Below are 24,837 nucleotides of genomic sequence, written 5' to 3' on the forward strand. Positions count from 1 at the left end.
GGGCGCCCTTGATGTATTTGATGCGAAGAAATCAGTGCGTTACGTGACCGTGGCTGCGGTGCTTGGTCACGAAGCCCAGCAGCAGACACATCACGAACACCGCCAGGTACAGGCCGTTGGCGGTGGTCAGCGCCGCGTGCGCCCCGCCTTTCGCTACGATCGGGCCGGTGACCACGAAGGTCAGCATGGTGCCGATGGTGCCGCAGGTCAGGATAAAGTTGACCAGCTTCGGCGAGGAGACCTTGGTCTGCAGCGAGCCGAGGGTGATCAGCGTGGTGTAGATGGCGCTGGAAACGAAGCCCAGGGCCATGATGTAGTAGCCCAGGTGCTCCGGATTGTCGGTGCTGACGAACAGGTACATCGCGCCGGTGGCCAGCGCGGCCAGCACGGTAACGATGCGCTGCAGATCGAAGAAGCGCAGGATGAAGCTGAACACCCACATGCCGACCATGTATGAGGTCCAGAAGTCGCTCACCAGCTTACCGGCCTGGCCGATGTCCATGTTGAACGACTTGGTGGCGTACTCAGGCACCCACTGAATGAAGCCCAGCTGGCCAAGGATGTAGCACAGCGCGGCGATCGACAGGAACAGCACGCCGATGCCCCATTTTTCTTTCTCGACCGGTTGACCGGCGTCGGCGCCTTTCTTGCCCAGCACCGGGAAGTCGGAGCACAGGGTCAGCACGAAGATCCCCACGTACAGCAGGCCGATGCAGGCATAAACCCAGTACCAGCCGATATGGCGAGCCAGCAGCATGGCGGCGACGATTGGGAAAATCATCCCGGCCATGCTGAAGAAGGAATCGGTGAACAACAGGCGTGAACCGCGCTGGCGGCCGGCATACATGTGGGTGATCAGGAAGGTGCCGATCGACATGGTGATGCCGCTAACCACGCCAAGGATAAACATGCACAGCGAGAACATGGTCAGGCTCTTGCCGAGCATCAGCCCTGCCACCGCCAGCACCATCAGGACAAAGCCGAAGATCAGCTGACGCTTCAGCGGGATGATTTCCATCAGCCAGGCATTGAGGAAGATCGAAATCAAAATGCCGGCGTTGAGGAAAGTAAAGGTGTTACTCATGCTGGAAACCGGCAGATTAAAGTACTCTGCAATGTTTCCCATCACCATCCCTGTGACGATCACTAAAGCACCGGTCAGCGCGTACGAAAAGAAGCTGATCCAGGTAAGCCGTATGCGGTTACTGTCATTCATTATATAGGCCTGAATATGTCTGTTAGAGGTTTTAAAACTGGCATAAGGCCGCTGGCTTTTCCTGGCAAACGCAGAAAAAAGTCCCGTTCAGGCCACCAGGGGGCGGATCCTAGCACAGACAACGGGATTTTTTGTGATGGCTGTCGATTTTTTGATGCAACCCATGAAGGGGTGATACGCATTATTGTGATCTATTTGCGTACCGTCACAATGGAATCGCGGTTGATGATCGTCGGCTCAAAACGGTGCGTCGGGGTGGCGGGATCGATCAACCTGCGCGCCGCGTATTGCGCCATCTCGCTGATGGGAAAGTGTACGCTGCTCAACGCCGGGCGGACGAAGGGCGCGCGTTCGCCGCTGTCGTAGCAGATCAAGGAGATATCCTGCGGCACCCGCAGGCGGTGCTCGTTGATCGCCAGCAGGGCGCCGATCGCCATCTCTTCGTTGCAGCAGTAGATGGCGCTGGGCGGCGCGGCCTGCCGCAACAGGCGATCGGCGCAGCGGTAACCGCTTTCCAGATCGTAAACGCCCTCCAGACAGGCCACCGGCTCGATATTCGCCGCCTGCATCGCTTCTTCAAACCCTTGCAGCCGCAGGCGGCTCGACGGCCGCTCGCGCGGCCCGCTGATGCAGGCGATGCGCCGGTGGCCGGCGTCGAGCAGTTGCTGGGTCGCCATGCGGCTGGCGAGCGGATGATCGAAGGTGACGCAGCGGTCTTCCAGCCCCGGCACCAGACGATCGAGCAACACGAAATGACGTTGCTCCGCCGCCAGCTGGCGCAGCCGATCGTCGCTGAGAAAACGCACGTGCAGGATCACGCCGTCGCAGCGCAGGCTGAACAGCCGCTGCACCGCCTGCCATTCGTTTTCGGCGCTGTTGCGGCCCTGGGTCACCAGCAGCTGCTTGCCGTGGGATTCGGCCTCGGTTTGCACGAAGTCCATCAGCGCGCCGAAGAAGCCGCCGCGATACGACGTGGTGACCAACCCGAGGGTATTGCTATGGCTGGAGGCGAGCGCGCGGGCCGCCGGGTTGGGGGTGTAACCGAGCTGGGCGACGGCGCGCTCAACCTTCTCGCGGGTCGGCGCTTTGACGTTGCTGTCGCCGTTCACTACCCGCGATACGGTGGCGCGCGATACGCCCGCCAGCGCCGCGACATCTTCCAGTGTCACCATCGTCCAACTCCTGATTACGGCTAAAAAAATGGGTTCGGCGCGCCGAACCCCTGTCATACCGCGCGCAGGCGCTTACCTGAACTGCGGCAAATACGGCGCGTTTATCGTCAACACCTCGTCCAGCAACGGCTGCGCCAGATTGGCGTTGCCCACCAGCGGGTTGGCGATCAGCGCCAGCAAGCCGCTGCGGCGATCGCCGTGCACCGCGGCCTCGATGGTCAGGCGTTCGTAGGCTTTCACCTGCTGCGTCAGCGCCTGCATCGGTTCCGACAGCGGGCCGAAGGTCAGCGGATGCGCGCCCTGAGCATCGACGATACAGTTGATTTCTATCACAGCATCGTCCGGCAGGCCATGGATTGCGCCGCGGTTTGCGGTGTTGACCACTAATTGCGTGCCGAGATTATTATGGATAGCACGGATCAGCTCCAGCGCAACTTCGGAATAGAAAGAACCGCCGCGGAAGCTGAGCTGCTCCGGCTTACTGTTCAACTGCGGATCGGCATACAGCTCGAACAGCTCTTTTTCTACCTGCATCACCTGCTCGGCGCGGGTGCCGCGCTCGCCGGCGGCGGCCATCTCTTCCGCCAGCATCTCGCGGGTCTGGTAAAAATAGCGGTGGTACGGGCAGGGGATGGCGCCGAGCGCGCGCAGGAAGTCCGGCTGCCAGGGCTCTTCCTTGATGTTGTTCATGGTCAGCGCCGCGCCGTCGCACAGCATGTCGATCACGTTGCCGGTGACGTCGCGCCCCAGGTGCGTGACCTGATGCACCCAGACCATGTGGTTCAAACCGGCGAACCGCAGCTGCACGTCGGCGTAAGGCGCCTGCAGCATGTTGGCGATCATGTGATGCATGCTGATCGGTACGTTGCACAGGCCGATGATCTTCGCTTTGGTAAAGCGGGATACCGCCTCGGTGACGATGCCGGCCGGGTTGGTGAAGTTGATGATCCAGGCGTCCGGCGCCAGCTTTTCCACCCGACGGGCGATATCCAGCATTACCGGAATGGTGCGCAGCGCTTTGGCGAAGCCGCCGACGCCGGTGGTCTCCTGGCCGAGCAGCTGATATTTGAGGCCCAGCCGTTCGTCGGCGGCGCGCGCCGGCAGTTGCCCGACGCGGAACTGGGTCAGCACGAAAGCGGCGCCGCGAATCGCTTCGTCCAGCGCGAAGTGCACGCTGACCTTCACCTGTTCCAGCCCGTGGCGCGCCAGCATGCGGCGGGTCAGGGCGGCGATGGTTTCCACTTTTTGGCGGCCTGGCTCGACGTCCACCAGCGCCAGTTCGGTGACCGGCAGCTCATCGATGCGTTGGATCAGCCCATCGACCAGTTCGGGAGTGTAGCTGCTGCCACCGCCAATCACCGCGATTTTGAGCGTGCTCATGAGCGGCCCTCCGTTTGCGACTGACGGCGATAGAGCTCGATCATGTCGTCGGCCAGATCCTGGATCACCATGGCGTTCATCAGATGATCCTGCGCATGTACCGTGATCAGGTTGATCGCCAGCTTGCCGCAGCCTTCGTCCAGGCCGATCAGCTCGGTCTGGATCAGGTGCGCCTTCTTCACCCACTCTTTGGATTCGACCATGTGTTTGGCCGCGGCGGCGAAGTCACCGGCGCGCGCTTGCCGCAACGCCATCAACGCATTACTGCGCGCGCTGCCGGAGAACACCAGCAGTTCCATGATGGTGCTTTCAAACTCGGGGCTGACTTCAGTCATCAATTCACTCACGTCATTTCTCCAGGGGTTGCGCGGCGACGCCGCCGTGGGATACCTCAGTATCCGTTCTTTTTATAATGAGAGCGCTCTCATTTATATAGGGTAACGGCAACGGGTGTGCAAACTGGGAGGTAGATCGCAAAAAACGCCCCGGGGAGGCGCTGGGCAAAAAATGCGTGACGCGGTTGGCAAAAAAGCCTTCTGCGCCCATACTTTCCGCAGCAAAATTCAGGGCCACCTAGGATATGTCCCGTAATTGGGTAAATATAGGTAAATGGCTGGCACTTGCCGATACAGCTCTTTAGAATCAAAGCGCTTTTCCGTTGTTTGTCTCTCAGAGAAAGGACCCGTTAATGTTCAAACGTACTTTAGTGACCTTCGTCGCGCTGTGTTCCCTGACAGCGATGGCGCCAGCGGCGCTCGCCACCGGTGAAACCCATGTCATGCTGACCACCTCGGCAGGGAATATCGAGTTGGCGCTCGACAGTCAGAAGGCACCGGTTTCCACCCAGAATTTCGTCGATTACGTGAACAGCGGGTACTACAACAACACCATCTTCCACCGCGTGATCCCGGGCTTTATGATCCAGGGCGGCGGTTTCACCGCTGACATGCAGCAGAAATCCACCAAGGCGCCAATCAAGAACGAAGCCGACAACGGCTTGCGCAACCTGCGCGGCACCATCTCGATGGCGCGCACCGCCGACAAGGACAGCGCCACCAGCCAGTTCTTCCTGAACGTGGCCGATAACGCCTTCCTGGATCACGGCCAGCGTGACTTCGGCTACGCGGTATTCGGCAAAGTGGTGAAAGGCATGGACGTGGTGGACAAAATTGCCCAGGTGCCGACCGGCAACGTCGGCCCTTACCAGAATGTGCCGACCAAACCGGTGGTGATTCTGTCGGCCAAGGTACTGCCGTAAGTTTTTTGGCCGATCCCGCGGGGGTCGGCCGCTCCTTCCTCCCGAAGCCTTGCCTTCATCACTGTTTTCTCCTGCGCCCCATGCTCTAATCGGCAGACAATAATCAGACCGGAAATCCGGCGTTCGCCCTTTGTTGTCTCTGGATGAGTTGCTGCCATGTATGAATTTAACCAGGTGCTGTTGCTGCTGCAGCAGATGTGCGTCTATCTCGTCATCGCCTATCTGCTGAGCAAAACCCCGCTGTTTATCCCGCTGATGCAGGTGACCATTCGCCTGCCGCACAAGCTGCTGTGTTACGTGATCTTCTCGGTGTTCTGCATCATGGGCACCTATTTCGGGCTGCACATTCAGGATTCGATCGCCAATACCCGCGCGATAGGCGCGGTCCTGGGCGGCCTGCTGGGCGGGCCGTCGGTAGGCTTTCTGGTCGGGCTGACTGGCGGCCTGCACCGGTATACGCTCGGCGGCATGACCGACGTCGCCTGCGCGATCTCCACGGTGTCGGAAGGCCTGGTCGGCGGCATCGTACACAGCATCGCCATGCGCCGCGGGCGCATCGAACTGCTGTTCAATCCGCTGTTCGTCGGCGGCGTGGCGCTGGTGGCGGAAGTGTTGCAGATGGCGATCATTCTGGCGGTGGCGCGCCCTTACAACGAGGCGTTGCAGCTGGTGGAACACATCGCGCTGCCGATGATGATCGCCAATACCGTCGGCGCGGCGATGTTTATGCAAATCCTGCTGGATCGGCGCGCGATGTTCGAGAAATACACCAGCGCTTTCTCTTCCAAGGCGCTGAAAATCGCCGAGCGTACCGAGGGCATCCTGCGGCAGGGCTTCGATCAGGAAAACAGCATGAAGGTCGCCCGGGTGATTTATCAGGAACTGGGCATCGGCGCGGTGGCGATCACCGATCGCGACAAGCTGTTGGCGTTTATCGGCATCGGCGACGATCACCACCTGCCGGGGACGCCGATCGCCTCGGTGCATTCGCATCGCGCCATCGACAACAACGAGGTGGTGTACGCCGACGGCAACCAGCTCTCTTACTGCTGCTCGATCAATCCGGCCTGCAAGCTGGGATCGACGCTGGTGATCCCGCTGCGCGGCGAAAACCAGCGGGTCATCGGCACCATCAAGCTGTACGAACCGAAAAGCCAGCTGTTCAGCACCATCAACCGCACGCTGGGCGAAGGCATCGCCAGCCTGCTCTCGGCGCAGATCATGGCCGGACAGTACGAGCGCCACAAGCAGTTGTTGGCGCAGTCGGAGATCAAGCTGTTGCATGCGCAGGTCAACCCGCATTTCCTGTTCAATGCGTTGAATACGCTGGTGGCGGTGATCCGCCGTGATGGCGAGCGCGCCTGCGAGTTGGTGCAGTCCCTTTCGACCTTCTTTCGCAAAAACCTCAAGCGCTCGGATGATGAAGTCAGCCTGGCGGACGAGATAGAACATGTGAACGCCTACCTGCAGATCGAGAAAGCGCGTTTCGCCGATCGGCTGGAGATTGCGGTATCGCTGCCCGAGGCGCTGCTGGCGGCGCGGCTGCCGGCGTTTTCGCTGCAGCCGATCGTCGAGAACGCCATCAAGCACGGCACCTCGCATCTGTTGGGCGTGGGCCGCATCGAAATCGGCGCCTGTTGCGAAGGCGATCATCTGCTGCTGCAGGTGACGGACAACGCCGGGCTGTTCCAGCCGAAACCGAACTGCAGCGGGCTGGGTATGAATCTGGTGGATAAACGCATTCGCGTGCGCTACGGCGAAGGCTATGGTGTGCAGGTGGATTGCCGGCCGGACGCCTATACCCGCATTACGCTCAATGTTCCCATGGAGAGGGCCGCCTGATGTTAAACGTACTGATTGTTGACGATGAGCCTTCCGCGCGCGACAACCTGCGCCATCTGCTGGAGGCCGAAGCGGGGATCGCGATCATCGGCGAATGCGCCAACGCCATCGAAGCCATCAGCCAGATCCACCGGCTGCAGCCGGACGTGGTGTTTCTCGATATTCAAATGCCGCGTATCAGCGGGCTGGAAATGGTCGGCATGCTGGATCCCAATCGGATGCCGCACATCGTGTTTCTGACCGCCTACGACGAATACGCGGTGCAGGCGTTCGAGGAGCACGCCTTCGACTATCTGCTGAAGCCGGCGGAGCCGAAGCGGCTGAGCAAGACGCTGCAACGCCTGCGGCAGCGCAGTGCGCCGCAGGACGTGACGGCGCTGGATGAGAGCGCCGGCTACCTGAAATACATTCCCTGCACCGGCCACAGCCGCATCTATCTGCTGCGGTTTGACGAGGTGCTGGCGATCCGTTCCAAACTGAGCGGGGTATTCGTGGTGCGCAGCGACGGCATGGAGTGTTTCACCGAATTGACGCTGCGCACGCTGGAAAGTCGTACGCCGCTGGTGCGCTGCCATCGGCAGTATTTGGTCAACCTGGAGCAGGTGCGCGAGATCCGCTTCGAAGAAGGCGGCGCGGCGGAGATGATCATGTCCGCCGGCGATCCGGTGCCGGTCAGCCGGCGCTATTTGAAAGCGCTGAAGGAGCAACTGGGGCTGCGGGGGTGACTATACGGGTGGCCACCGGCGGCGGGTATGCACGATGGCCAAGATGATGACGCGTTGAGCCGCCCATTCATAGACCAGCAGATAGGACGAAGAGATGACCAACTCGCGCGTGCCGGCTATCCGACCCGTTTTTCCGCTGGCGGGATGATGCACGAGGCGTGCCGCCGCGTCAGCGATTTTTACATCATTTTCCGCGGCAGCGGCCGGGTTTTTAAGTTCCAACCATTCATAAATCGCCAGACGATCGGCGATGGCGGGTTCCGTCCATATCAGTTTCACAAAAGTCCTTTTGTGGTTTATCGCGTTGATTTAGCTCTGCGTTCGGCGAAATAAGCGGCGACCTCTTCATCGTCGGCTAACTTGCCTTCACGCAACGCCTTGCGGCTCACCTCGACTTTTTCCCTCAGCCACTGGTCGTATTCTTCCTGCTGAGCCTGGCGGCTGACAAACTCGCGCATGAAATCGCGCAGCAGTTGTGAAGCCGTGCGGTCGGCGGCCTTTGCTGCGCTGGCAAAAGCGGTTTTTAACTCTTCATCCACGCGGATTACCACGGTAGATTCAGGCATGGTATTTACCTCGTATATACAGCGTAATATTCACTATAACACCGCCGCTTTATTGTTCAAGCAAGGACGGTCGGAGGCTCTGGCGTTAAGCGCAATCTGAATTCATCAGGCTCCGACGGCGCCCTTTTTGTTTGTCCTTGACGGGGTTACGCGGCGCTTATAGCTTTATTGCATCAACAGGCGCGTTTCGCGCCGCGTCAGCGTCAAAGGAACAGAAAATGAGTGAACCACGGATTATCGCCAAGGCGATGAAAGACGGAAAACCGGAACAGGATCTGGTGATTTTGCCGGCGTTGGCCAACCGCCACGGGTTGATTACCGGGGCAACCGGCACCGGCAAGACGGTGACGCTGCAAAAAATGGCCGAACAGTTCTCGCGCATCGGCGTGCCGGTGTTCCTGTCGGACGTGAAGGGCGATCTGTCCGGCATCGGCGCCGAGGGCGTGCCTTCCGAGAAGCTGCAGGCGCGCCTGGCGGCGATCGGCGTCACCGACTGGCAGCCGCAGGCCTGCACCATTATCCCGTGGGATATTTACGGCGAAAAGGGGCATCCGATCCGCGCCACGATTTCCGATCTCGGGCCGCTGCTGCTGGGGCGCCTGTTGGATCTGAACGAGGTGCAAAGCGGCGTGCTGCAGCTGGTGTTCAAAATCGCCGATGACAATGCGCTGCTGCTGTTGGACATGAAAGACCTGCGCGCCATGGTGCAGTTCGTCGGCGATAACGCCAAACAATTCCAGACTCAGTACGGCAATATCTCTGCCGCGTCGATCGGCGCCATCCAGCGCGGGTTGCTGACGCTGGAAGAGCAGGGCGCCAACCAGTTCTTCGGCGAGCCGATGCTGGACATCAACGATCTGATGAAAACCGACGCCAACGGTCATGGCGTGATCAACCTGCTGGCGGCGGACAAGCTGATCAATCAGCCGAAGCTGTATTCAGTGTTCCTGCTGTGGCTGCTGGCCGAGCTGTTTGAACATCTGCCGGAAGTGGGCGACCCTGAACAGCCGAAGCTGGTGTTCTTCTTCGATGAAGCGCACCTGCTGTTCAACGACGCGCCGGCGGCGCTGTTGACCAAGATCGAACAGGTGGTGCGCCTGATCCGCTCCAAAGGCGTCGGCATTTACTTCGTCACCCAGAACCCGCTGGATATCCCGGACAGCGTGCTGGGCCAGTTGGGCAACCGCGTACAGCATGCGCTGCGCGCCTTCACGCCGCGCGATCAGAAGGCGGTGAAGACGGCGGCGCAAACCCTGCGCGCCAATCCAGCCTTCGATGCCGAAACGGCGATCACCGAGCTGGGCGTGGGCGAAGCGCTGGTGTCATTCCTCGACGAGAAGGGCCGGCCGAACGTGGTGGAGCGGGCGATGGTCATCGCGCCGGAATCCAAGATGGGCATGCTCGGCGCGGAAGGGCTGAACAGCGCGATCAACAAGTCGCCGCTGTATGGCCGCTATGAAGACATGATTGACCGCGAGTCCGCTTACGAGAAGCTGTCGTCGGGCGGCTTCGCCACCGTCGGCACTGCGCAGCAGGGGCAGCAACCGCAGGCGCAAGCGCAGCAACAGACGGGCGGCGGCCTGATGGACGGATTGAACGAGCTGCTGTTCGGTTCCACCGGCCCGCGCGGCGGCAAACGCGACGGCATCGTCCAGACCGCCGCCAAGAGCATGGCGCGCGATCTCGGCCGGCAGATCCTACGCGGCGTACTGGGCTCGATCACCGGCGGCCGTAAAAAGTAAGCGGAAATTATCGTCGGCAGCGGCGGGTTAAATCAGTAAACTATGGCGGCGTTTTTCTCTGCCGGACCTAACATGCTGCTGCTGATCGATAACTACGACTCCTTTACCTATAACCTTTACCAGTACTTCTGCGAGTTGGGCGCCGAGGTGGTGGTGAAGCGCAATGATGAGCTGCAGCTGGCCGATATCGAGCGGCTGGCGCCGCAGCATCTGGTGATTTCCCCCGGCCCTTGTACCCCGAACGAAGCGGGCATCTCGCTGGCCGCCATTCGTCATTTCGCCGGCAAGCTGCCGATCCTCGGGGTGTGCCTGGGGCACCAGGCGCTGGGGCAGGCGTTCGGCGCCGAGGTAGTGCGCGCCCGCGCGGTGATGCACGGCAAAACCTCGGCGATTCGCCATCTGGGCGTCGGCGTGTTTCGCGGCCTGAGCGATCCGCTGACCGTGACGCGTTACCATTCGCTGGTGCTGAAAGCCGATACGCTGCCGGATTGCTTTGAAGTGACCGCCTGGAGCGAACGCGACGGCGTGCGCGACGAGATCATGGGCATCCGCCACCGCACGCTGGCGCTGGAAGGGGTGCAGTTCCATCCGGAAAGCGTGCTCAGCGAGCAGGGCCATCAGCTGTTGGACAATTTTCTCAGGCGTTAATCCCTTCGCATTTTTTTCGCCCGTCAGGCGTTTTGCATTTGCGCTTTAGTGTTTTTTTATGCATATTTCGTGATTATATTTTCATTATAACATCGCAATAGCGCTGAAAAACCTTCAGGGTGGAGCCGAAAATGACTGACAAATCCGCAGTGAGCCGCAGCACCTTTGACCAGGTGATCCTGCCTGTTTATGCACCCGCCCAGTTTGTGCCGGTGCGCGGCCAAGGCAGCCGGGTCTGGGATCAGCAGGGAAAAGAGTATATCGATTTTTCCGGCGGCATCGCGGTGACGGCGCTGGGACACTGCCACCCGGCGCTGGTCGAGGCGCTCAAACGTCAGGGGGAAACCCTGTGGCATACCAGCAACGTCTTCACCAATGAACCGGCGCTGCGCCTGGCGAGTAAACTGATCGACGCCACCTTCGCCGATCGGGTGTTCTTCGCCAACTCCGGCGCAGAGGCCAACGAGGCGGCGTTCAAACTGGCGCGCCATTACGCCATTACCCGTCACAGCCCGTACAAAACCAAAATCATCGCCTTCTATAACGCGTTTCATGGCCGCACGCTGTTCACCGTGTCGGTGGGCGGGCAGGCCAAATATTCCGACGGGTTCGGGCCGAAGCCGGCCGACATCGTGCACGTGCCGTTCAACGATCTGGCGGCGGTGAAAGCGGTGATGGACGACCACACCTGCGCGGTGGTGATGGAGCCGATTCAGGGCGAGGGCGGCATTATGCCGGTCGACGCCGACTTCCTTAAAGGCGTGCGCAAACTGTGCGACCAACATCAGGCGCTGCTGGTGTTCGATGAAGTGCAAAGCGGCATGGGGCGCAGCGGCAAGCTGTTCGCCTATATGCATTATGGCGTGACGCCGGACATTCTCACCACCGCCAAGGCGCTGGGCGGCGGTTTCCCGGTGAGCGCCATGCTGACTACCGAAGAGATTGCGTCGGTGATGCAGGTGGGCACTCACGGCACCACCTACGGCGGCAACCCGCTGGCCTGCGCGGTGGCGGAGGCGGCGCTGGACGTGATCAATACGCCGGAGGTGCTGAGCGGCATCGAGCAGCGCCATGCGCTGTATGTGCAGGCTTTGCAGAATATCGGCGATAAATACGGTATTTTCACCGCCATTCGCGGCATGGGGTTGCTGATCGGCGCCGAGCTGACGCCGCATTATCACGGCAGAGCGCGCGATTTCCTCACCGCCGCCGCCGCGCGTGGTCTGATGATCCTCAATGCCGGGCCGAACGTGATCCGCTTCGCGCCGGCGCTGGTGGTGGAGCTGCAGGATATCGAGGCCGGCATGGCGCTGTTCGAGCTGGCGGTGCAGGATGTGATCAACGCCTGAAGCCCGCGCGGCATATAACGGGGCGCGGCATGCCGCGCCCTTATTGATCGCGCAGTTTGCGCTTGAGCCAGATGCCGTGGTGCGGGCGCTGGCGCCAGGCCAGCGACGAAATGGTGTGCATCACGCTCAGGTGCGACAAAATGCGCCGCAGATGGCGCTCCATCTCGGTAACGGGCATGTCCGGATGCAGATCCGGCGGCTGCATGATGCCGCTGTTGCCGCTGCTCGGGCCGTCGTATTCCAAGCGCTGCTGGCAGCTTTGCAGCGCGATTTCACAGGTTTGCAGATACGCTTCCGCCAGCTTTGGCGTCAGCATGTAGTGCTCGCGCGCCAGGATGGTCATGGCGTTCAGGTGTTCGACGATGAACTGGCTGTGAGTGACCCACAGCCGCATGTCCGCCAGATAGTTCGAGGCGAACCCCGGTTCCTGCATCGCCTGATTGAGCGAAGTGAACAGCGCATTGTGCGCCTGGTTGACCTGCATGCGGGCATAGGCCAACGCGGTGGCGTCCGGCTCCGGTTGCTTCAGCATCAGCCGCAGCGTGGCTTGATCGTTTTCCAGCGCCTGATGGGCATTCTTGCGCAGCAGCCCGCTTTGCCACTGCGGCCACAGCCAAATGGTGCCGCCGAACGCCAGCACGCAGCCGATCAGCGTATCGATCAGACGCGGCACCAAAAAATGCGAGCCGTTCAGCGCCAGCAGCTGCAGGGTGTAAACCGCCGTGACCGTAAAGCCAATCACCGACAGCCCGTAGTTCTTGCGCGAAACCAGGTAGGCCAACAGCGTGATCATCAGCATGATGCTCAGTGTTTCTGCTTCCGGTAATTGCAGCTGCAACAGCCCGGCCGCCAGCAACAAACCGGCGATCGTGCCGAGCGCACGGTGCTGAATACGCACCCGGGTGGCGTTATAGCCGTTTTGGCTCACCAGCATGATGGTGAGCAGTATCCAGTACGGCTTCGGCAGATTGAATACCGCCCCCAGGCTGCTGCCGACCGCCAGCGTCACCCCCAGCCGCGCGGCGTTGCGCAGCGCCGTGGATTTGAACGACAGGTAGCTGGCCAACGCCGGCCAAAACGGCAGGCGATGCTGGCTGGGCATCAAATCGCGGCGGTACAGCGGATGCTGGGTGCGCAGCAGGCGGGCAATGCGGCTGAAATGGTAGTAACAAAACTGGCCGACCGGGTTGTCGGGATGCTGCGCCGCCATTTTTTCCAGCGCCGCCAGTTCGTGCGTCATGGAAAAGCGCTTCGAATGTTGATGGTAGAGAATATCGTGCGCCACCACGCGCAGCCGCCCGGCGATCACCTGAGCGTTGCGGCGAATGATCGCTTCGGCCTGGCTCTGCTCCATCAGTTTTTGTACTTCCTCCGGCAAGTGCAGGCTGACGGTGATGTGCTCCTGCAGATCCATCGCCACCTGAAAGGCGCGTTGCAGACGCTTTTGATCGAGGTTGTTGGCGTGCGGCAGGAAATTAAGCTGTTGGTACAGCAGGCTGATCAGATCCATCACCTTTTGCTGGCGCACCAGCAGCGGCGGCAGCGCGGTCTGCGGATCGGTGTGCTGAGTCAGCAGCGAGTATTTGGCTTCGAAGTAGTCCGCCAGTTCCAGATAGAGCTGGCTCAGCGTCTCGCGCATCGGCTGCTCTTTCCACAGCCGGAACCAGAACCAGGTGAATAAGCCGTACCAGGCGGTGCCGATCGCGTACAGTAGCGGCGCCTGCCAGAGAGGCACGGTGCCGGCCATGCTGAGGGAGAAGATGGCGGCCACCAACGCCGCCGGCAACAGCCGGGCGTGCAGCGGGCTGATTTCGCCGGTGACGCCGAGCAGCAGCGCCAGGCCCAGCATCAGCGCCGGCAGCGGCACGTGCCACAGCAGGGCTTGTTGCAGCAGCAGGCTGCTGAGGGCAAACAGCGTACCGCCGACGATCAGCCGTTTAAAGAAGCGCCTATGCGGCGTGTCCAGACCGGCGATATTGCAGCAGGCGGGCACCAGAGAGAACATCAGGCCGAGCTGCAGCTGGCCAATCAGCAGGCCAAACAGCACCGGCAGGCACAACACCAGCGTTTGTCGCAGTGCGTAGTTGACTTCCGGGTGGTAAATCAGGCGGCGCCACATGGCAGAGAGCAGACAAAAAAACGGCGCAGATTGCGCCGTTTCTTCAGGGATTAACGGGTGCCGTAGACGACAATGGTCTTGCCGTGGGCGGAAATCAGGTTTTGATCTTCCAGCATTTTCAGAATACGGCCAACGGTTTCACGCGAGCAGCCGACGATCTGGCCGATTTCCTGGCGGGTGATCTTGATCTGCATGCCGTCCGGGTGAGTCATGGCGTCGGGTTGCTTCGCCAGATTCAGCAGGGTTTGCGCGATGCGGCCGGTGACGTCCAGGAAGGCGAGGTTGCCCACTTTTTCTGAGGTAACCTGCAGGCGGCTCGCCATTTGGGCGGACAGACGCATCAGGATGTCCGGGTTCACCTGGATCAGCTGGCGGAATTTCTTGTAGGAAATTTCGGCCACTTCACAGGCTGTTTTGGCGCGAACCCAGGCGCTGCGCTCCTGGCCTTCTTCGAACAATCCGAGCTCGCCGATGAAATCCCCCTGGTTGAGGTAGGACAGGATCATCTCTTTACCTTCTTCATCCTTGATCAGCACCGCGACGGAGCCTTTCACGATGTAGTAAAGCGTTTCGGCCTTTTCACCTTGGTGAATCAGCGTACTCTTCGATGGATATTTGTGGATATGGCAATGAGACAGGAACCATTCGAGAGTAGGGTCTGTTTGCGGTTTGCCGAGAACCATTCGCTGTTATCCTCTGTTGTTATCGCTGCCTTGTGTCACAGGGGTCAGAGTTCCCTGTAAAACCCGCCTGTAGCCGCAGTTATGAGCGAGGGCTACCGGCAAGTTTTGAGGCGTGTCATAAAAATACGCTGTCGCTCTAGCATATTAACTTGCCGTAAGCGCTGCAAGCTACATTCTGTTAACATACCGGTAAAGGAGCCTTTCTCTGGGCGTTTCCCTGAAATTCAGTGTCCCGGAAAGATTTATTGCGGCTCTGTTTGTAGCACAGAGTAAGGCGGGTGTCTCGTGTTGTCTCGCTTCAGCATGATTAGCATCAGGTTACGTTGCCTGTTTCTATGCGAAAGCGTACTCTGATTTTAAGAAATCAACCGGAGTGACCAGAATGCAGGCAAGAGTTAAGTGGGTGGAAGGGTTAACGTTTTTGGGTGAATCGGCCTCCGGCCACCAGGTGCTGATGGACGGCAACGCCGGCGATAAAGCGCCCAGCCCGATGGAGATGGTGCTGATGTCGGTGGGCGGCTGCAGCGCGATCGACGTGGTGTCCATCCTGCAAAAAGGGCGCAACGACGTGCGCGACTGCGAGGTGAAGCTGACCTCCGAGCGCCGTGCAGAAGCCCCGCGGTTGTTCACCCATATCAACCTGCACTTCATCGTCACCGGCCAGGATCTGACCGACAAAATCGTAGAGCGAGCGGTGAACCTGTCGGCGGAGAAGTACTGCTCGGTGGCGCTGATGCTCAACAAGGCCGCCACGGTGACCCACAGCTTCGAGATCCGCCAGCCGGCGTAATCGAGACGGAGCGCGGCCCTCCGCCGCGCTCAACGCGTTTATTCGATCTTCTTGCCTTCCAGCAGCCGCTGCACCAGCGGCGCCATGATCAGCTCCATCGCCAGCCCCATCTTGCCGCCCGGCACCACTAACGTATTGATGTGCGAGATAAACGAGCCCTGCAGCATCGCCAGCAAATAGGGGAAGTCAATCTGATCCAGCCCGCGGAAGTGGATCACCACGAAGCTTTCATCCAGTGAGGGAATGGCTTTGGCGGCGAACGGGTTGGAAGTATCCACCGTCGGTACGCGCTGGAAGTTGATGTGGGTGCGCGAGAACTGCGGCGTGATGTAGTTGATGTAGTCTTCCATCGAACGCACCACCGAATCCATCACCGCCTCGCGGGAGTGGCCGCGTTCGCCGGTATCGCGGATCAGCTTCTGTATCCACTCCAGGTTGACGATCGGCACCACGCCGACCAGCAGATCGACGTGGTTGGCCACGTCATGGTGCTCGGTGACCACACCGCCGTGCAGCCCCTCGTAGAACAGCACGTCGGTCGGCGCCGGCAGCGGCTCCCACGGGGTGAAGGTGCCCGGCACCTGATTGTAGGGCACCGCTTCGTCGTAGGTGTGCAGGTACTTGCGCGAACGGCCGGTGCCGTTTTTGCCGTACTCGATAAAGCTCTGCTGCAGCAGGCCGAAGTCGTTGGCCTCGGGGCCGAAATAGCTGATGTGTCTGCCTAGATCGCGCGCCTTGCGGATCGCCGCGTCCATTTCCGGCCGGGTGTAGCGGTGGAAGCTGTCGCCCTCCAGCTCGGCGGCGCGAATGTTGAGCTGTTGGAAGATTTTGCGGAACGCCACGCTGGTGGTGGTGGTGCCGGCGCCGCTGGAACCGGTCACCGCGATAACGGGATGTTTGGCAGACATGGTGGTTGTCACTCCGTGTTGAATGCGCCGGCGTCAGGGGATTATTGTGGCTCTTGTTGACGCTCTCTATGTCAGGAAAAAATGGCGCGCGCTGGTTTGCAATGTCCCATTGTTACCTGATTTTTTCCGTCAGTCATAGAACCGGGCGCCACTAAATTTCTTCCTGCCCGGCGCGGAACTGACCGCGCGGCATGATGTTGACGCTCTCATGCAGTTCCGACCACACCAGCACCACTTCGCCGTTTTTCAGCTGGCGGCGCACGTCCTCCACCTTCTGCTCCAGCGATCGTTCGTGCTCGCCGTAATCGGTGCCTTCACGCAGCACAAAGGATTCGATCAGGCTGTTCAGGGTGTCGGTTGCCAGTTCTTGCCAGGGAATGATCACGTCGGGATGTCCAGATAAGGGGAAAGCCAGGCCGGAATGCGATGCTCCAGCCACATGTGCGGTTTTTTCAGCGTGCCGCCGACAAAGCCGACGTGGCCGCCGAACTCGGTCAGCTGATATTCGATATTGCGCGGCAGGCCGGCGACGTCGGGGATCACCTCATGGGTCATGAAGGGATCGTCCTTCGCATGGATGATCAGCAGCGGCGTTTGGATCGCCGGCAACAGCGGCAGGGCGCTGCAGCGGCGATAATAATCGGTGGCGTCGCTGAAGCCGTGAATGCGCGAGGTGATGGCGTCGTCGAATTCGCGGATGCGCCGCAACCCGTTCAGCTGTGACAGCTTGAGCGGCAGGGTGTCCGGGTAGTGCAACAGCTTGCGGGTGGCGTTTTGTTTCAGCTGCCCCAACAGGTAGCGCTGATAGACGCGGGAGAAACCTTGCTCCATGCGATAGGCGCAGGGCTCCAGCATCAGCGGCGCCGAGACCACCACCGCCGCCTGCAGCAGGCTGTCGGCGCCTTGCTGCGCCAGATAACAGGCCAGCATGTTGCCGCCGAGCGAAACGCCTACCGCCGCGGTTGGCACCTCGCCGTAGCTGTCGCGCAGCCAGCGCAGGAAGAAACGCGCGTCTTCGGTTTCGCCGGAGTGGTAGATGCGCTGTTTGCGGTTGGGCACGCCGCTGCAGCCGCGAAAGTGCATCACCACCCCGAGCCAGCCACGTTCGCGCCAGGCGTTGAGCAGGCCATGCGCGTAGGGGCTGTAGAAGCTGCCCTCCAGACCGTGGAACAGCACCGCGCGCGGTTTGTCGCGCGCCTGCGCCGGATCCTCGCTCCAGGCGAGATCGACGAAATCGCCGTCGGGCAATTCCAGCCGTTGCCAATGCGGTTTCAATAACACGCGGCGGCGCACCAGCCGCGGCAACAGCGTTTGCAGGTGCGGGTTACTGGCCCCGGTCAGGGGGCGAAAGACGTCATGCATAGGCGGAGTAAAAATGTTGTTGGCGACTATTGTGAGATCCCAGGCGCACTGTTAGCTTCAATACCAATAACTGACAATGATACTGCAAAAAAGCGCCTTGGGTGAGGAGCACCCGTGCCATGGAACCGAGTTTATTCCTTTCGATGCTGGGCTTCCTGTGGGTCGCCGCCATCACGCCTGGCCCCAATAACCTGCTGCTGACCACCTCCGGCGCTCATTTCGGCTTTATGCGTTCGCTGTGGCTGATGATCGGCATCATGCTCGGCATGCAAAGCATTTTGCTGCTGGTGGCCTTCGGCGTCGGCAGCCTGATCCTGGTTTACCCGTCGCTGCACCTGATCCTGAAAATCCTCGGCAGTTTGTACCTGCTGTGGCTGGCGTGGAAAGTCGCCACCGCCGCCTATGAAAAGCTGGAAACCGACGTGGCGCCGCCGCAGCCGGTGCGGCTGTATCAGGGCTGGCTGTTGCAGTTCCTCAACCCGAAAGCCTGGCTGATGGCGCTGGGCGCGGTGGCGAGCTTCAGTCTGGCGGGCGATAAGTACAACGGTTCTATTGCGGCGATCGCGCTGGGCATTTTGGCGGTCAACATCGTCGCCGGCGTTATCTGGCTGGCGTTCGGCACGGTGATCGGCCGCCTGCTGCGCAGCAAAAAGGCCTGGATTATCTTCAACGTTTCCATGGGGCTGCTGACTGCAGCCTGTGTATTACTGATTTGGCATTAAGGAGCGGAACGATGGCGGAAAACTATTATCACGTGGTCGCCTTTACCGGTGAGGGGCTGCGCGGCAACCCGGCCGGGGTCTGCCTGCTGACGCAGCCGCTGCCGACGGAGCGGCTGCAGGCGATCGCCAACGAGATCGGCCTGCCGGAGACCAGCTTTGTCTGGGATGACGGCGACATGACCGCCATTCGCTGGTTTACCCCGGAGCGTGAGGTCGATCTTTGCGGCCATGGCACGCTGGCGGCGGCGCATGTGATGTTCAGCGCGGTTAACCCGGCGCTGAAGGATATTCGCTTCAGATCGGCCGGCGGCGAGCTGTTCGTCAAGCGCGATGAGCGGGATGGGGAGCGGCTGGTGCTTGATTTCCCCGCCAGGCCGCCGCAGAAAGTCGCCGAACCGGCGGGCCTCGCGGCGCTGCTGGGCGTGCAGCCGCAGGAAGTGTGGCAGGCGAAAGCGCTGCTGGCGGTGGTGGAAAATGAGGCGCAGGTGCGCGCGCTGCGCCCGGACATCCCGGCGCTGATCGCATTGGCCGGCCGCGCGGTGATCGTCACCGCGCCGGGTGACACCGTGGACTTCGTTTCGCGCTATTTCACGCTCGACGGCGGCGAGGATCCGGTGACCGGTTCCGCGCATTGTACGTTGATGCCTTACTGGACGGCGCGTCTCGGCCGCCATCGGCTGCACGCCCGGCAGATTTCGGCGCGCGGCGGCGAGCTGTTCTGCGAACTGCAAGGGGACCGCACGTTGCTCGGCGGCTACGCTCACGTGTTCTTGCGCGGGACGATCGTGCTGTGATTCCCTTTAATATTACCTAAGGTAATAAAGAAGACTTTTTTATTCTTTTATCGCCCGTCATCGCTCAGATAAAACTGTCAGCAACTGAACAGATTTTTATCAACGGAGCGGAACATGGCGGGCAAACTCTTTTCTTTACGCAACGCGGCGCTGCTGGCGCTGTCGCTCAGCGCGGCCAGCGCCTATGCGGTGGACGTCACCGTGGCGTACCAGACGTCGGCGGAGCCGGCCAAGGTGGCGCAGGCGGAAAACAGCTTCGCCAAACAGTCCGGTGCGACCGTCGACTGGCGTAAGTTCGACAGCGGCTCCAGCGTGTTGCGCGCGCTGGCCTCCGGCGACGTGCAGATCGGCAATATCGGCTCCAGCCCGCTGGCGGTGGCCGCCAGCCAAAAACTCCCCATCGAAGTGTTCCTCATCGCCTCGCAGCTCGGCAGTTCCGAAGCGCTGGTGGTGAAGAATGACATCAAAAGCCCGCAGGATCTGATCGGCAAGCGCATCGCGGTGCCGTTTATTTCTACGACTCATTACAGCCTGCTGGCCTCGCTCAAACATTGGGGCATCAAGCCTGAACAGGTGAAGATCCTCAATCTGCAGCCGCCGGCCATCGCCGCCGCCTGGCAGCGCGGCGACATCGACGGCGCCTACGTCTGGGCGCCGGTGGTCAACGAACTGGCCAAACAGGGCAAGGTGTTGACCGACTCCGAGCAGGTGGGCGAATGGGGGGCGCCAACCCTGGACGTGTGGGTGGTGCGCAAAGACTTCGCCGAGAAACATCCCGACGTGGTGACCGCCTTTGCTGCCAGCGCTCTGCAGGCGCAGAAGGCCTACCTGGCAGCGCCGGAACAGTGGCTGAAAGACCCGAGCCATCTCAGCACCTTGGCGCGCTTGAGCGGTGTGCCGGAAGCGCAGGTGCCGGAGCTGGTGAAAGGGAACCGTTATCTGCCGGTGGCGGATCAGGTCGCCCAACTCGGCCAGCCGGTGGACAAGGCGATTCGCGATACCGCCGAATTCCTCAAGCAGCAGGGCAAGATCCCGCAGGTCGACAGCGATTACAGCGCTTATGTGACCGACCGTTTTGTGAAACAGGTGCAGGCTGCGCCGCAGTCGTAAGGAAGCAGGATGCTAAACGTCAGCCATCTTTCAGCAGAGTATCAGGGGCGGCCCGCGCTGCGTGACGTGTCGTTCCAGATCGCCGCCGGGCAACTGGTGGTGGTGCTCGGCCCGTCGGGCTGCGGCAAAACCACGCTGCTGAATTTAATCGCCGGGTTTATCGAGCCTTCAGCTGGCAGCATCACGCTGGATGGAACGTCCGTTCATGGCCCAAGCGCCGAACGGGGCGTGGTGTTCCAGCATGAGGGTTTACTGCCGTGGCGTAACGTGGTGGACAACGTCGAGTTCGGCCTGCAGCTGGCCGGCGTCGGCAAGGCGCAGCGCCGCCAGGTGGCGGAGCAGATGTTGCAGCGCGTCGGTCTGGCCGGTTACGAGCGGCATTTCATCTGGCAGCTTTCCGGCGGCATGCGCCAACGCGTCGGCATCGCCCGCGCCCTGGCCGCCGATCCGCGTCTGCTGTTGCTGGATGAACCGTTCGGCGCGCTGGACGCGTTCACTCGCGAGCAGATGCAGGAGCTGCTGCTGACCATCTGGCGCGATACCGGCAAGCAGGTGCTGCTGATCACTCACGATATTGAAGAGGCGGTGTTCCTCGCCAGCGAACTGTTGCTGCTGTCGCCGGGGCCGGGGCAGGTGGTGGAGCGGCTGTCGCTGAACTTCGGCCAACGCTATGCCGACGGCGAAGCCTGCCGCTCAATTAAGTCCGATCCTGAATTTATCGCGCAGCGCGAATACGTGCTGGGCAAAGTTTTCCAACAGCGCGAGGCCTTGTTATGAGCCTGCATTCCACGTTAAAGGCCGCGGCGCAGCCGCAGGGCAAAGCGACGCGCCGTTTCAGCGTGCCGCGCAACGTTTGGCTGAGCGGCGCCACGCTGTTGACGGTGTTGATCGTCTGGTGGGGCGTGACGGCGCTGCAGCTGATCAGCCCGCTGTTCCTGCCGGCGCCGCAGCAGGTATTGCATCAGCTGATCACCATCGCCAGCCCGCAAGGCTTTATGGACGCCACGCTGTGGCAGCATCTGGCGGCCAGCCTGGGGCGCATTTTGGTGGCGCTGCTGGCGGCGGTGATCGTCGGCATTCCGGTGGGCATCGCCATGGGGCTGAACGACACGGTGCGCGGCATCCTCGATCCGCTGATTGAGATCTATCGTCCGGTGCCGCCGTTGGCGTATTTACCGCTGATGGTGATTTGGTTCGGCATCGGCGAAACCTCGAAGATCTTGCTGATTTATCTGGCGATTTTCGCGCCGGTGACGCTGTCCGCCGTGGCCGGCGTGCGCAGCGTGGCGCAGGTGCGGGTGCGCGCCGCCCGCGCGCTGGGCGCCACGCGTTGGCAGGTGCTGCGTTTCGTGGTGCTGCCGAGCGCGCTGCCGGAGATCCTGACCGGCATCCGCATCGGGCTGGGCGTCGGCTGGTCGACGCTGGTGGCCGCCGAACTGATCGCCGCCACGCGCGGCCTGGGATTTATGGTGCAATCCGCCGGTGAGTTTCTGGCGACCGACGTGGTGCTGGCCGGCATCGGCGTGATTGCGGTGATTGCATTTGGGTTGGAGCTGGGGCTGCGCGCCCTGCAGCGCCGATTGACCCCGTGGCATGGAGTACAGCAATGAACGAACGTCTGAATATCACCCCGCTGGGGCCTTACATCGGGGCGCTGGTGGAAAACGTCGAGTTGGCCCGGCCGCTGGGCGACGGCCAGTTTGAACAGCTTTATCATGCGCTGCTCAAGCATCAGGTGCTGTTCTTCCGCAACCAGCCGATCACGCCGCTGCAGCAGCGCGATCTGGCCGGCCGCTTCGGCGATCTGCACATCCACCCGGTCTATCCGCACGCCACCGACGTGGAAGAGATCATCGTGCTCGATACCCACGACGACAACCCGCCGGACAACGACAACTGGCACACCGACGTGACCTTTATCGAAAACCCGCCGCTGGGGGCGATCCTGGCGGCCAAGACGCTGCCTGCCACCGGCGGCGATACGCTGTGGGCCAGCGGCATCGCCGCCTATGAGGCGCTGTCGGTGCCGTTCAGAACGCTGCTCGCGGGGCTGCGCGCGGAACATGACTTCACCAAGTCGTTCCCGGAGCACAAGCATCGCGGCAGTGAAGAAGAGCATCAGCGCTGGCAACTGGCGGTGCAGAAAAACCCGCCGCTGTTGCATCCGGTGGTGCGTACCCATCCGGTCAGCGGCCGGCAGGCGCTGTTCGTCAATGAAGGGTTCACCACGCGGATCGTGGATGTGGCGCCGAAGGAGAGCGACGCTTTACTGAATTTCCTGTTTGCTCACATCACCAAACCGGAGTTTCAGGTGCGCTGGCGTTGGCAGGAGAATGACGTGGCGATCTGGGATAACCGCGTGACGCAGCACTACGCCAACGCGGATTATCTGCCGCAGCGGCGCATCATGCACCGCGCGACCATTCTGGGGGACAAGCCCTTTTACAAGGCGTAACAACGGTTAGGCGTCGAACGCCTGCGTTAACTGCTCCAGCTGTTCCTGCGCATCCAGCCAGGTCATTTCCGTCTCTTCGAGCGCGGATTTGGCCTGGCTTTGCTTTTGCAGGCAGTCGGTCAGTTCGGCCTTGCGGCTGATGTCGTACAGTGCGGAATCCGCCAACTGCTCTTCCACCGCCGCCAGTTCGGCGCCCAGTTTTTCCATCTGCTGTTCCAGCTTGGCGATCTGCTTGCGCAGCGGTTGGGTTTGCGTACGGAACTCCGCCTCGCGGCGTTTTTGATCCTTGCGCGCCTGCGCGCTGTTGCCGCCGCTCTCTTTTTCCGGCGCGTCCTGTTGGCTTTCCTGGCGCTGCAGATCGATCAGCCACTGCTGATAATCGTCGAGATCGCCTTCGAAAGGCTCGACCTGGCCATCGTGCACCAGGTACAGATCGTCGGTGGTGGAGCGCAGCAGGTGACGGTCGTGCGAGACCACCACCAATGCGCCTTCGAAATCGATCAGCGCCTCGGTCAGCGCCTGGCGCATGTCGAGATCCAGGTGGTTGGTCGGTTCATCGAGCAGCAGCAGGTTCGGGCGCTGCCAGACGATCAGCGCCAGCACCAGCCGCGCCTTCTCGCCGCCGGAGAAGCGTTCGGTGATTTCACTGACCTTGTCGCCCTGGAAGCCGAAACCGCCCAGATAATCGCGCAGCTGCTGCTCCAGCACCCGTGGCGCGATGCGGCTCAGGTGCTGCAGCGGCGATTCGTCGGCGCGCAGGAATTCCAGCTGGTGCTGAGCGAAGTAACCCAGCTTGATGCCTTTCGCCAGGCCGATCTCGCCGCTCAGCGGCTCCAGGGTGCCGGCCAGCAGTTTGATCAGCGTCGATTTACCGGCGCCGTTGCGGCCGAGCAGGCCAATGCGTGAGCCGGGCACCAGGTTCAGTTTGATGGACTTCAGGATCACCTTGTCGCCGTATCCGGCGCTGACTTTTTCCATGCGCAGCAGCGGGTTCGGCAGGCTTTCCGGCGGCCGGAAGCTGAAGGTGAACGGATTGTCGACGTGCGCCGGGGCGATCAGCTCCATGCGCTCCAGCATCTTGATGCGGCTCTGCGCCTGCTTGGCCTTGGTCGCCTGCGCGCGGAAACGGTCGATATAGCTTTGCAGGTGCGCCACTTTTTCTTGTTGGTGCTGATACAGCGACTGCTGCTGCGCCAGTTTGGTGGCGCGTTGGCGTTCGAACGACGAGTAGTTGCCGGTGTACTCGTTCATCGTCTGCTGTTCGATATGCAGGATCTTGTCGACGATCGGATCGAGGAAGTCGCGGTCGTGCGAGATAAGCACCAGCGTGCCGGGATAGCTTTTCAGCCAGCGCTCCAGCCAGATCACCGCATCGAGATCCAGGTGGTTGGTCGGTTCGTCGAGCAGCAGCAGATCGGAACGGCACACCAACGCCTGCGCCAGGTTAAGACGCATGCGCCAGCCGCCGGAAAAGTCGCGCACCGGGCTTTGCAGTTGTTCGTTGGAGAAGCCGAGACCGTGCAGCAGGCTGGCGGCGCGGGAACGAATGGTCCAGGCGTCGATGGCGTCCAGCTTGCCGTGCAGGGTGGCGATGGCGTGGCCGTCGTTGCGGTCGTTGGCGGCCTGCAGTTCGGCTTCGAGCTGGCGAAACTCGCGGTCGCCGTCGATAACATACTCGATCGCCGGCACGTCCAGCGCCGGCGTCTCCTGGTTGACCCAGGCCAGCGCCCAGTTGCCGGGGAAGGTGAAGCTGCCGCCGTCCGCCGCGATCTCGCCCTTCAGCAGCGACAACAGCGTGGATTTGCCGCAGCCGTTTTTGCCGACCAGGCCGACCTTCTGACCTGGATTAACCGTCGCCGTGGCGTTGTCCAGCAGGACGCGGATGCCGCGTCGGATTTGTAGCGAGGAGAATACAATCATAAAGCGCCGTATGTTCAGAGTATGTTAAATTATCATTAAGGTAACAGAACGCGCACCGCGCGCTGTTTTTGTCTTT

General features: G+C 61.1%; 25 protein-coding genes. 13 read left to right on the forward strand and 12 right to left on the reverse strand.

Going from position 1 to position 24,837, the window contains the following annotated elements; translation table 11 throughout:
- Positions 1-31: 31 nt before the first annotated feature.
- The 4 genes from tsgA to H7A77_RS11755 all read right to left on the reverse strand — a co-directional run bounded on the left by tsgA (position 32) and on the right by H7A77_RS11755 (position 4,103).
- Complete coding sequence (gene tsgA / locus H7A77_RS11740; protein ID WP_025304528.1) at positions 32-1,216, reverse strand: MFS transporter TsgA; 1,185 nt, start codon at positions 1,214-1,216, stop codon at positions 32-34.
- Positions 1,217-1,407: 191 nt separating this feature from the next.
- The gene (locus H7A77_RS11745) at positions 1,408-2,388 is read right to left on the reverse strand and encodes a LacI family DNA-binding transcriptional regulator (protein WP_033645266.1); all 981 of its coding nucleotides are present in this window, start codon (positions 2,386-2,388) and stop codon (positions 1,408-1,410) included.
- A gap of 72 nt (positions 2,389-2,460) precedes the next feature.
- Positions 2,461-3,768, reverse strand: a complete 1,308-nt coding sequence (locus H7A77_RS11750; RefSeq protein ID WP_149542616.1) for a 6-phospho-beta-glucosidase — start codon at positions 3,766-3,768, stop codon at positions 2,461-2,463.
- On the reverse strand, positions 3,765-4,103 hold the full coding sequence (locus H7A77_RS11755) for a PTS lactose/cellobiose transporter subunit IIA (RefSeq protein ID WP_025304525.1): 339 nt from the start codon (positions 4,101-4,103) through the stop codon (positions 3,765-3,767). Before H7A77_RS11755 ends, H7A77_RS11750 begins: the two co-directional genes overlap by 4 nt.
- Before the next feature lie 353 nt (positions 4,104-4,456).
- Here H7A77_RS11755 and ppiA point away from each other — a divergent pair, with 353 nt between their 5' ends.
- The 3 genes from ppiA (at position 4,457) to btsR (ending at position 7,593) form a co-directional block, all read left to right on the forward strand.
- Positions 4,457-5,026 (forward strand): peptidylprolyl isomerase A, encoded by a 570-nt coding sequence (gene ppiA / locus H7A77_RS11760; RefSeq protein ID WP_182074224.1) that lies wholly within the window; start codon positions 4,457-4,459, stop codon positions 5,024-5,026.
- 156 nt (positions 5,027-5,182) lie between these two features.
- Positions 5,183-6,868: a sensor histidine kinase gene (locus tag H7A77_RS11765; RefSeq protein ID WP_033651731.1), complete on the forward strand. Its 1,686-nt coding sequence runs from the start codon at positions 5,183-5,185 to the stop codon at positions 6,866-6,868.
- Positions 6,868-7,593 carry a two-component system response regulator BtsR gene (gene btsR, locus H7A77_RS11770; protein WP_042785493.1) on the forward strand — a complete coding sequence of 242 codons (726 nt, stop codon included), beginning with the start codon at positions 6,868-6,870 and terminating at the stop codon, positions 7,591-7,593. Before H7A77_RS11765 ends, btsR begins: the two co-directional genes overlap by 1 nt.
- Here the strand turns inward: btsR and H7A77_RS11775 are convergent, their stop codons facing one another.
- Positions 7,594-7,872: a type II toxin-antitoxin system RelE/ParE family toxin gene (locus H7A77_RS11775; RefSeq protein WP_033645263.1), complete on the reverse strand. Its 279-nt coding sequence runs from the start codon at positions 7,870-7,872 to the stop codon at positions 7,594-7,596.
- Positions 7,873-7,889: 17 nt separating this feature from the next.
- Positions 7,890-8,159 carry a hypothetical protein gene (locus H7A77_RS11780; RefSeq protein ID WP_182074225.1) on the reverse strand — a complete coding sequence of 90 codons (270 nt, stop codon included), beginning with the start codon at positions 8,157-8,159 and terminating at the stop codon, positions 7,890-7,892.
- A 218-nt stretch (positions 8,160-8,377) separates the two neighbouring features.
- Here H7A77_RS11780 and H7A77_RS11785 point away from each other — a divergent pair, with 218 nt between their 5' ends.
- From H7A77_RS11785 to H7A77_RS11795, 3 genes are all read left to right on the forward strand, one after another.
- The gene (locus tag H7A77_RS11785; protein WP_033645261.1) at positions 8,378-9,901 is read left to right on the forward strand and encodes a helicase HerA-like domain-containing protein; all 1,524 of its coding nucleotides are present in this window, start codon (positions 8,378-8,380) and stop codon (positions 9,899-9,901) included.
- 72 nt (positions 9,902-9,973) lie between these two features.
- Positions 9,974-10,549, forward strand: a complete 576-nt coding sequence (locus H7A77_RS11790) for an aminodeoxychorismate synthase component II (RefSeq protein ID WP_033645386.1) — start codon at positions 9,974-9,976, stop codon at positions 10,547-10,549.
- Positions 10,550-10,680: 131 nt separating this feature from the next.
- Positions 10,681-11,898, forward strand: coding sequence for an aspartate aminotransferase family protein (locus H7A77_RS11795; RefSeq protein ID WP_182074226.1), 1,218 nt, complete (start codon positions 10,681-10,683; stop codon positions 11,896-11,898).
- A gap of 40 nt (positions 11,899-11,938) precedes the next feature.
- Here the strand turns inward: H7A77_RS11795 and H7A77_RS11800 are convergent, their stop codons facing one another.
- Complete coding sequence (locus H7A77_RS11800) at positions 11,939-14,017, reverse strand: YccS/YhfK family putative transporter (protein ID WP_182074227.1); 2,079 nt, start codon at positions 14,015-14,017, stop codon at positions 11,939-11,941.
- A gap of 50 nt (positions 14,018-14,067) precedes the next feature.
- A complete protein-coding gene (gene crp / locus H7A77_RS11805) occupies positions 14,068-14,700 on the reverse strand; it encodes a cAMP-activated global transcriptional regulator CRP (protein WP_004090925.1) in 633 nt (210 codons plus the stop codon).
- A 382-nt stretch (positions 14,701-15,082) separates the two neighbouring features.
- Here crp and H7A77_RS11810 point away from each other — a divergent pair, with 382 nt between their 5' ends.
- Positions 15,083-15,490 carry an OsmC family protein gene (locus H7A77_RS11810; RefSeq protein ID WP_025304517.1) on the forward strand — a complete coding sequence of 136 codons (408 nt, stop codon included), beginning with the start codon at positions 15,083-15,085 and terminating at the stop codon, positions 15,488-15,490.
- Positions 15,491-15,528: 38 nt separating this feature from the next.
- On the opposite strand, the gene H7A77_RS11815 is transcribed toward H7A77_RS11810, so the two are convergent.
- The 3 genes from H7A77_RS11815 to H7A77_RS11825 form a co-directional block, all read right to left on the reverse strand.
- Complete coding sequence (locus H7A77_RS11815; protein ID WP_042785488.1) at positions 15,529-16,398, reverse strand: phosphoribulokinase; 870 nt, start codon at positions 16,396-16,398, stop codon at positions 15,529-15,531.
- 151 nt (positions 16,399-16,549) lie between these two features.
- A complete protein-coding gene (locus H7A77_RS11820; protein WP_004930376.1) occupies positions 16,550-16,783 on the reverse strand; it encodes a YheU family protein in 234 nt (77 codons plus the stop codon).
- Positions 16,780-17,760 carry a hydrolase gene (locus tag H7A77_RS11825; RefSeq protein WP_033645258.1) on the reverse strand — a complete coding sequence of 327 codons (981 nt, stop codon included), beginning with the start codon at positions 17,758-17,760 and terminating at the stop codon, positions 16,780-16,782. The genes H7A77_RS11820 and H7A77_RS11825 overlap by 4 nt, the downstream gene beginning before the upstream one ends.
- A 119-nt stretch (positions 17,761-17,879) precedes the next feature.
- Between H7A77_RS11825 and H7A77_RS11830 the strand changes: the two genes are divergently transcribed.
- From H7A77_RS11830 to tauD, 6 genes are all read left to right on the forward strand, one after another.
- Positions 17,880-18,482: a LysE family translocator gene (locus tag H7A77_RS11830; protein ID WP_033645257.1), complete on the forward strand. Its 603-nt coding sequence runs from the start codon at positions 17,880-17,882 to the stop codon at positions 18,480-18,482.
- A gap of 11 nt (positions 18,483-18,493) precedes the next feature.
- Positions 18,494-19,276, forward strand: a complete 783-nt coding sequence (locus tag H7A77_RS11835; protein WP_033645256.1) for a PhzF family phenazine biosynthesis protein — start codon at positions 18,494-18,496, stop codon at positions 19,274-19,276.
- 114 nt (positions 19,277-19,390) lie between these two features.
- Positions 19,391-20,386, forward strand: coding sequence for a taurine ABC transporter substrate-binding protein (gene tauA, locus H7A77_RS11840; RefSeq protein ID WP_182074228.1), 996 nt, complete (start codon positions 19,391-19,393; stop codon positions 20,384-20,386).
- 9 nt (positions 20,387-20,395) lie between these two features.
- The gene (gene tauB / locus H7A77_RS11845) at positions 20,396-21,163 is read left to right on the forward strand and encodes a taurine ABC transporter ATP-binding subunit (protein WP_033645255.1); all 768 of its coding nucleotides are present in this window, start codon (positions 20,396-20,398) and stop codon (positions 21,161-21,163) included.
- Positions 21,160-21,996 carry a taurine ABC transporter permease TauC gene (tauC, locus tag H7A77_RS11850; RefSeq protein ID WP_033645254.1) on the forward strand — a complete coding sequence of 279 codons (837 nt, stop codon included), beginning with the start codon at positions 21,160-21,162 and terminating at the stop codon, positions 21,994-21,996. The genes tauB and tauC overlap by 4 nt, the downstream gene beginning before the upstream one ends.
- A complete protein-coding gene (tauD, locus tag H7A77_RS11855) occupies positions 21,993-22,841 on the forward strand; it encodes a taurine dioxygenase (RefSeq protein ID WP_072626835.1) in 849 nt (282 codons plus the stop codon). The genes tauC and tauD overlap by 4 nt, the downstream gene beginning before the upstream one ends.
- Before the next feature lie 6 nt (positions 22,842-22,847).
- Here the strand turns inward: tauD and H7A77_RS11860 are convergent, their stop codons facing one another.
- Positions 22,848-24,761 (reverse strand): ABC transporter ATP-binding protein, encoded by a 1,914-nt coding sequence (locus H7A77_RS11860; RefSeq protein WP_042785484.1) that lies wholly within the window; start codon positions 24,759-24,761, stop codon positions 22,848-22,850.
- Positions 24,762-24,837: the final 76 nt, after the last annotated feature.

This window comes from Serratia sp. ME47, assembly GCF_903970925.1.
In the GTDB taxonomy this organism is placed as follows: domain Bacteria; phylum Pseudomonadota; class Gammaproteobacteria; order Enterobacterales; family Enterobacteriaceae; genus Serratia; species Serratia ureilytica.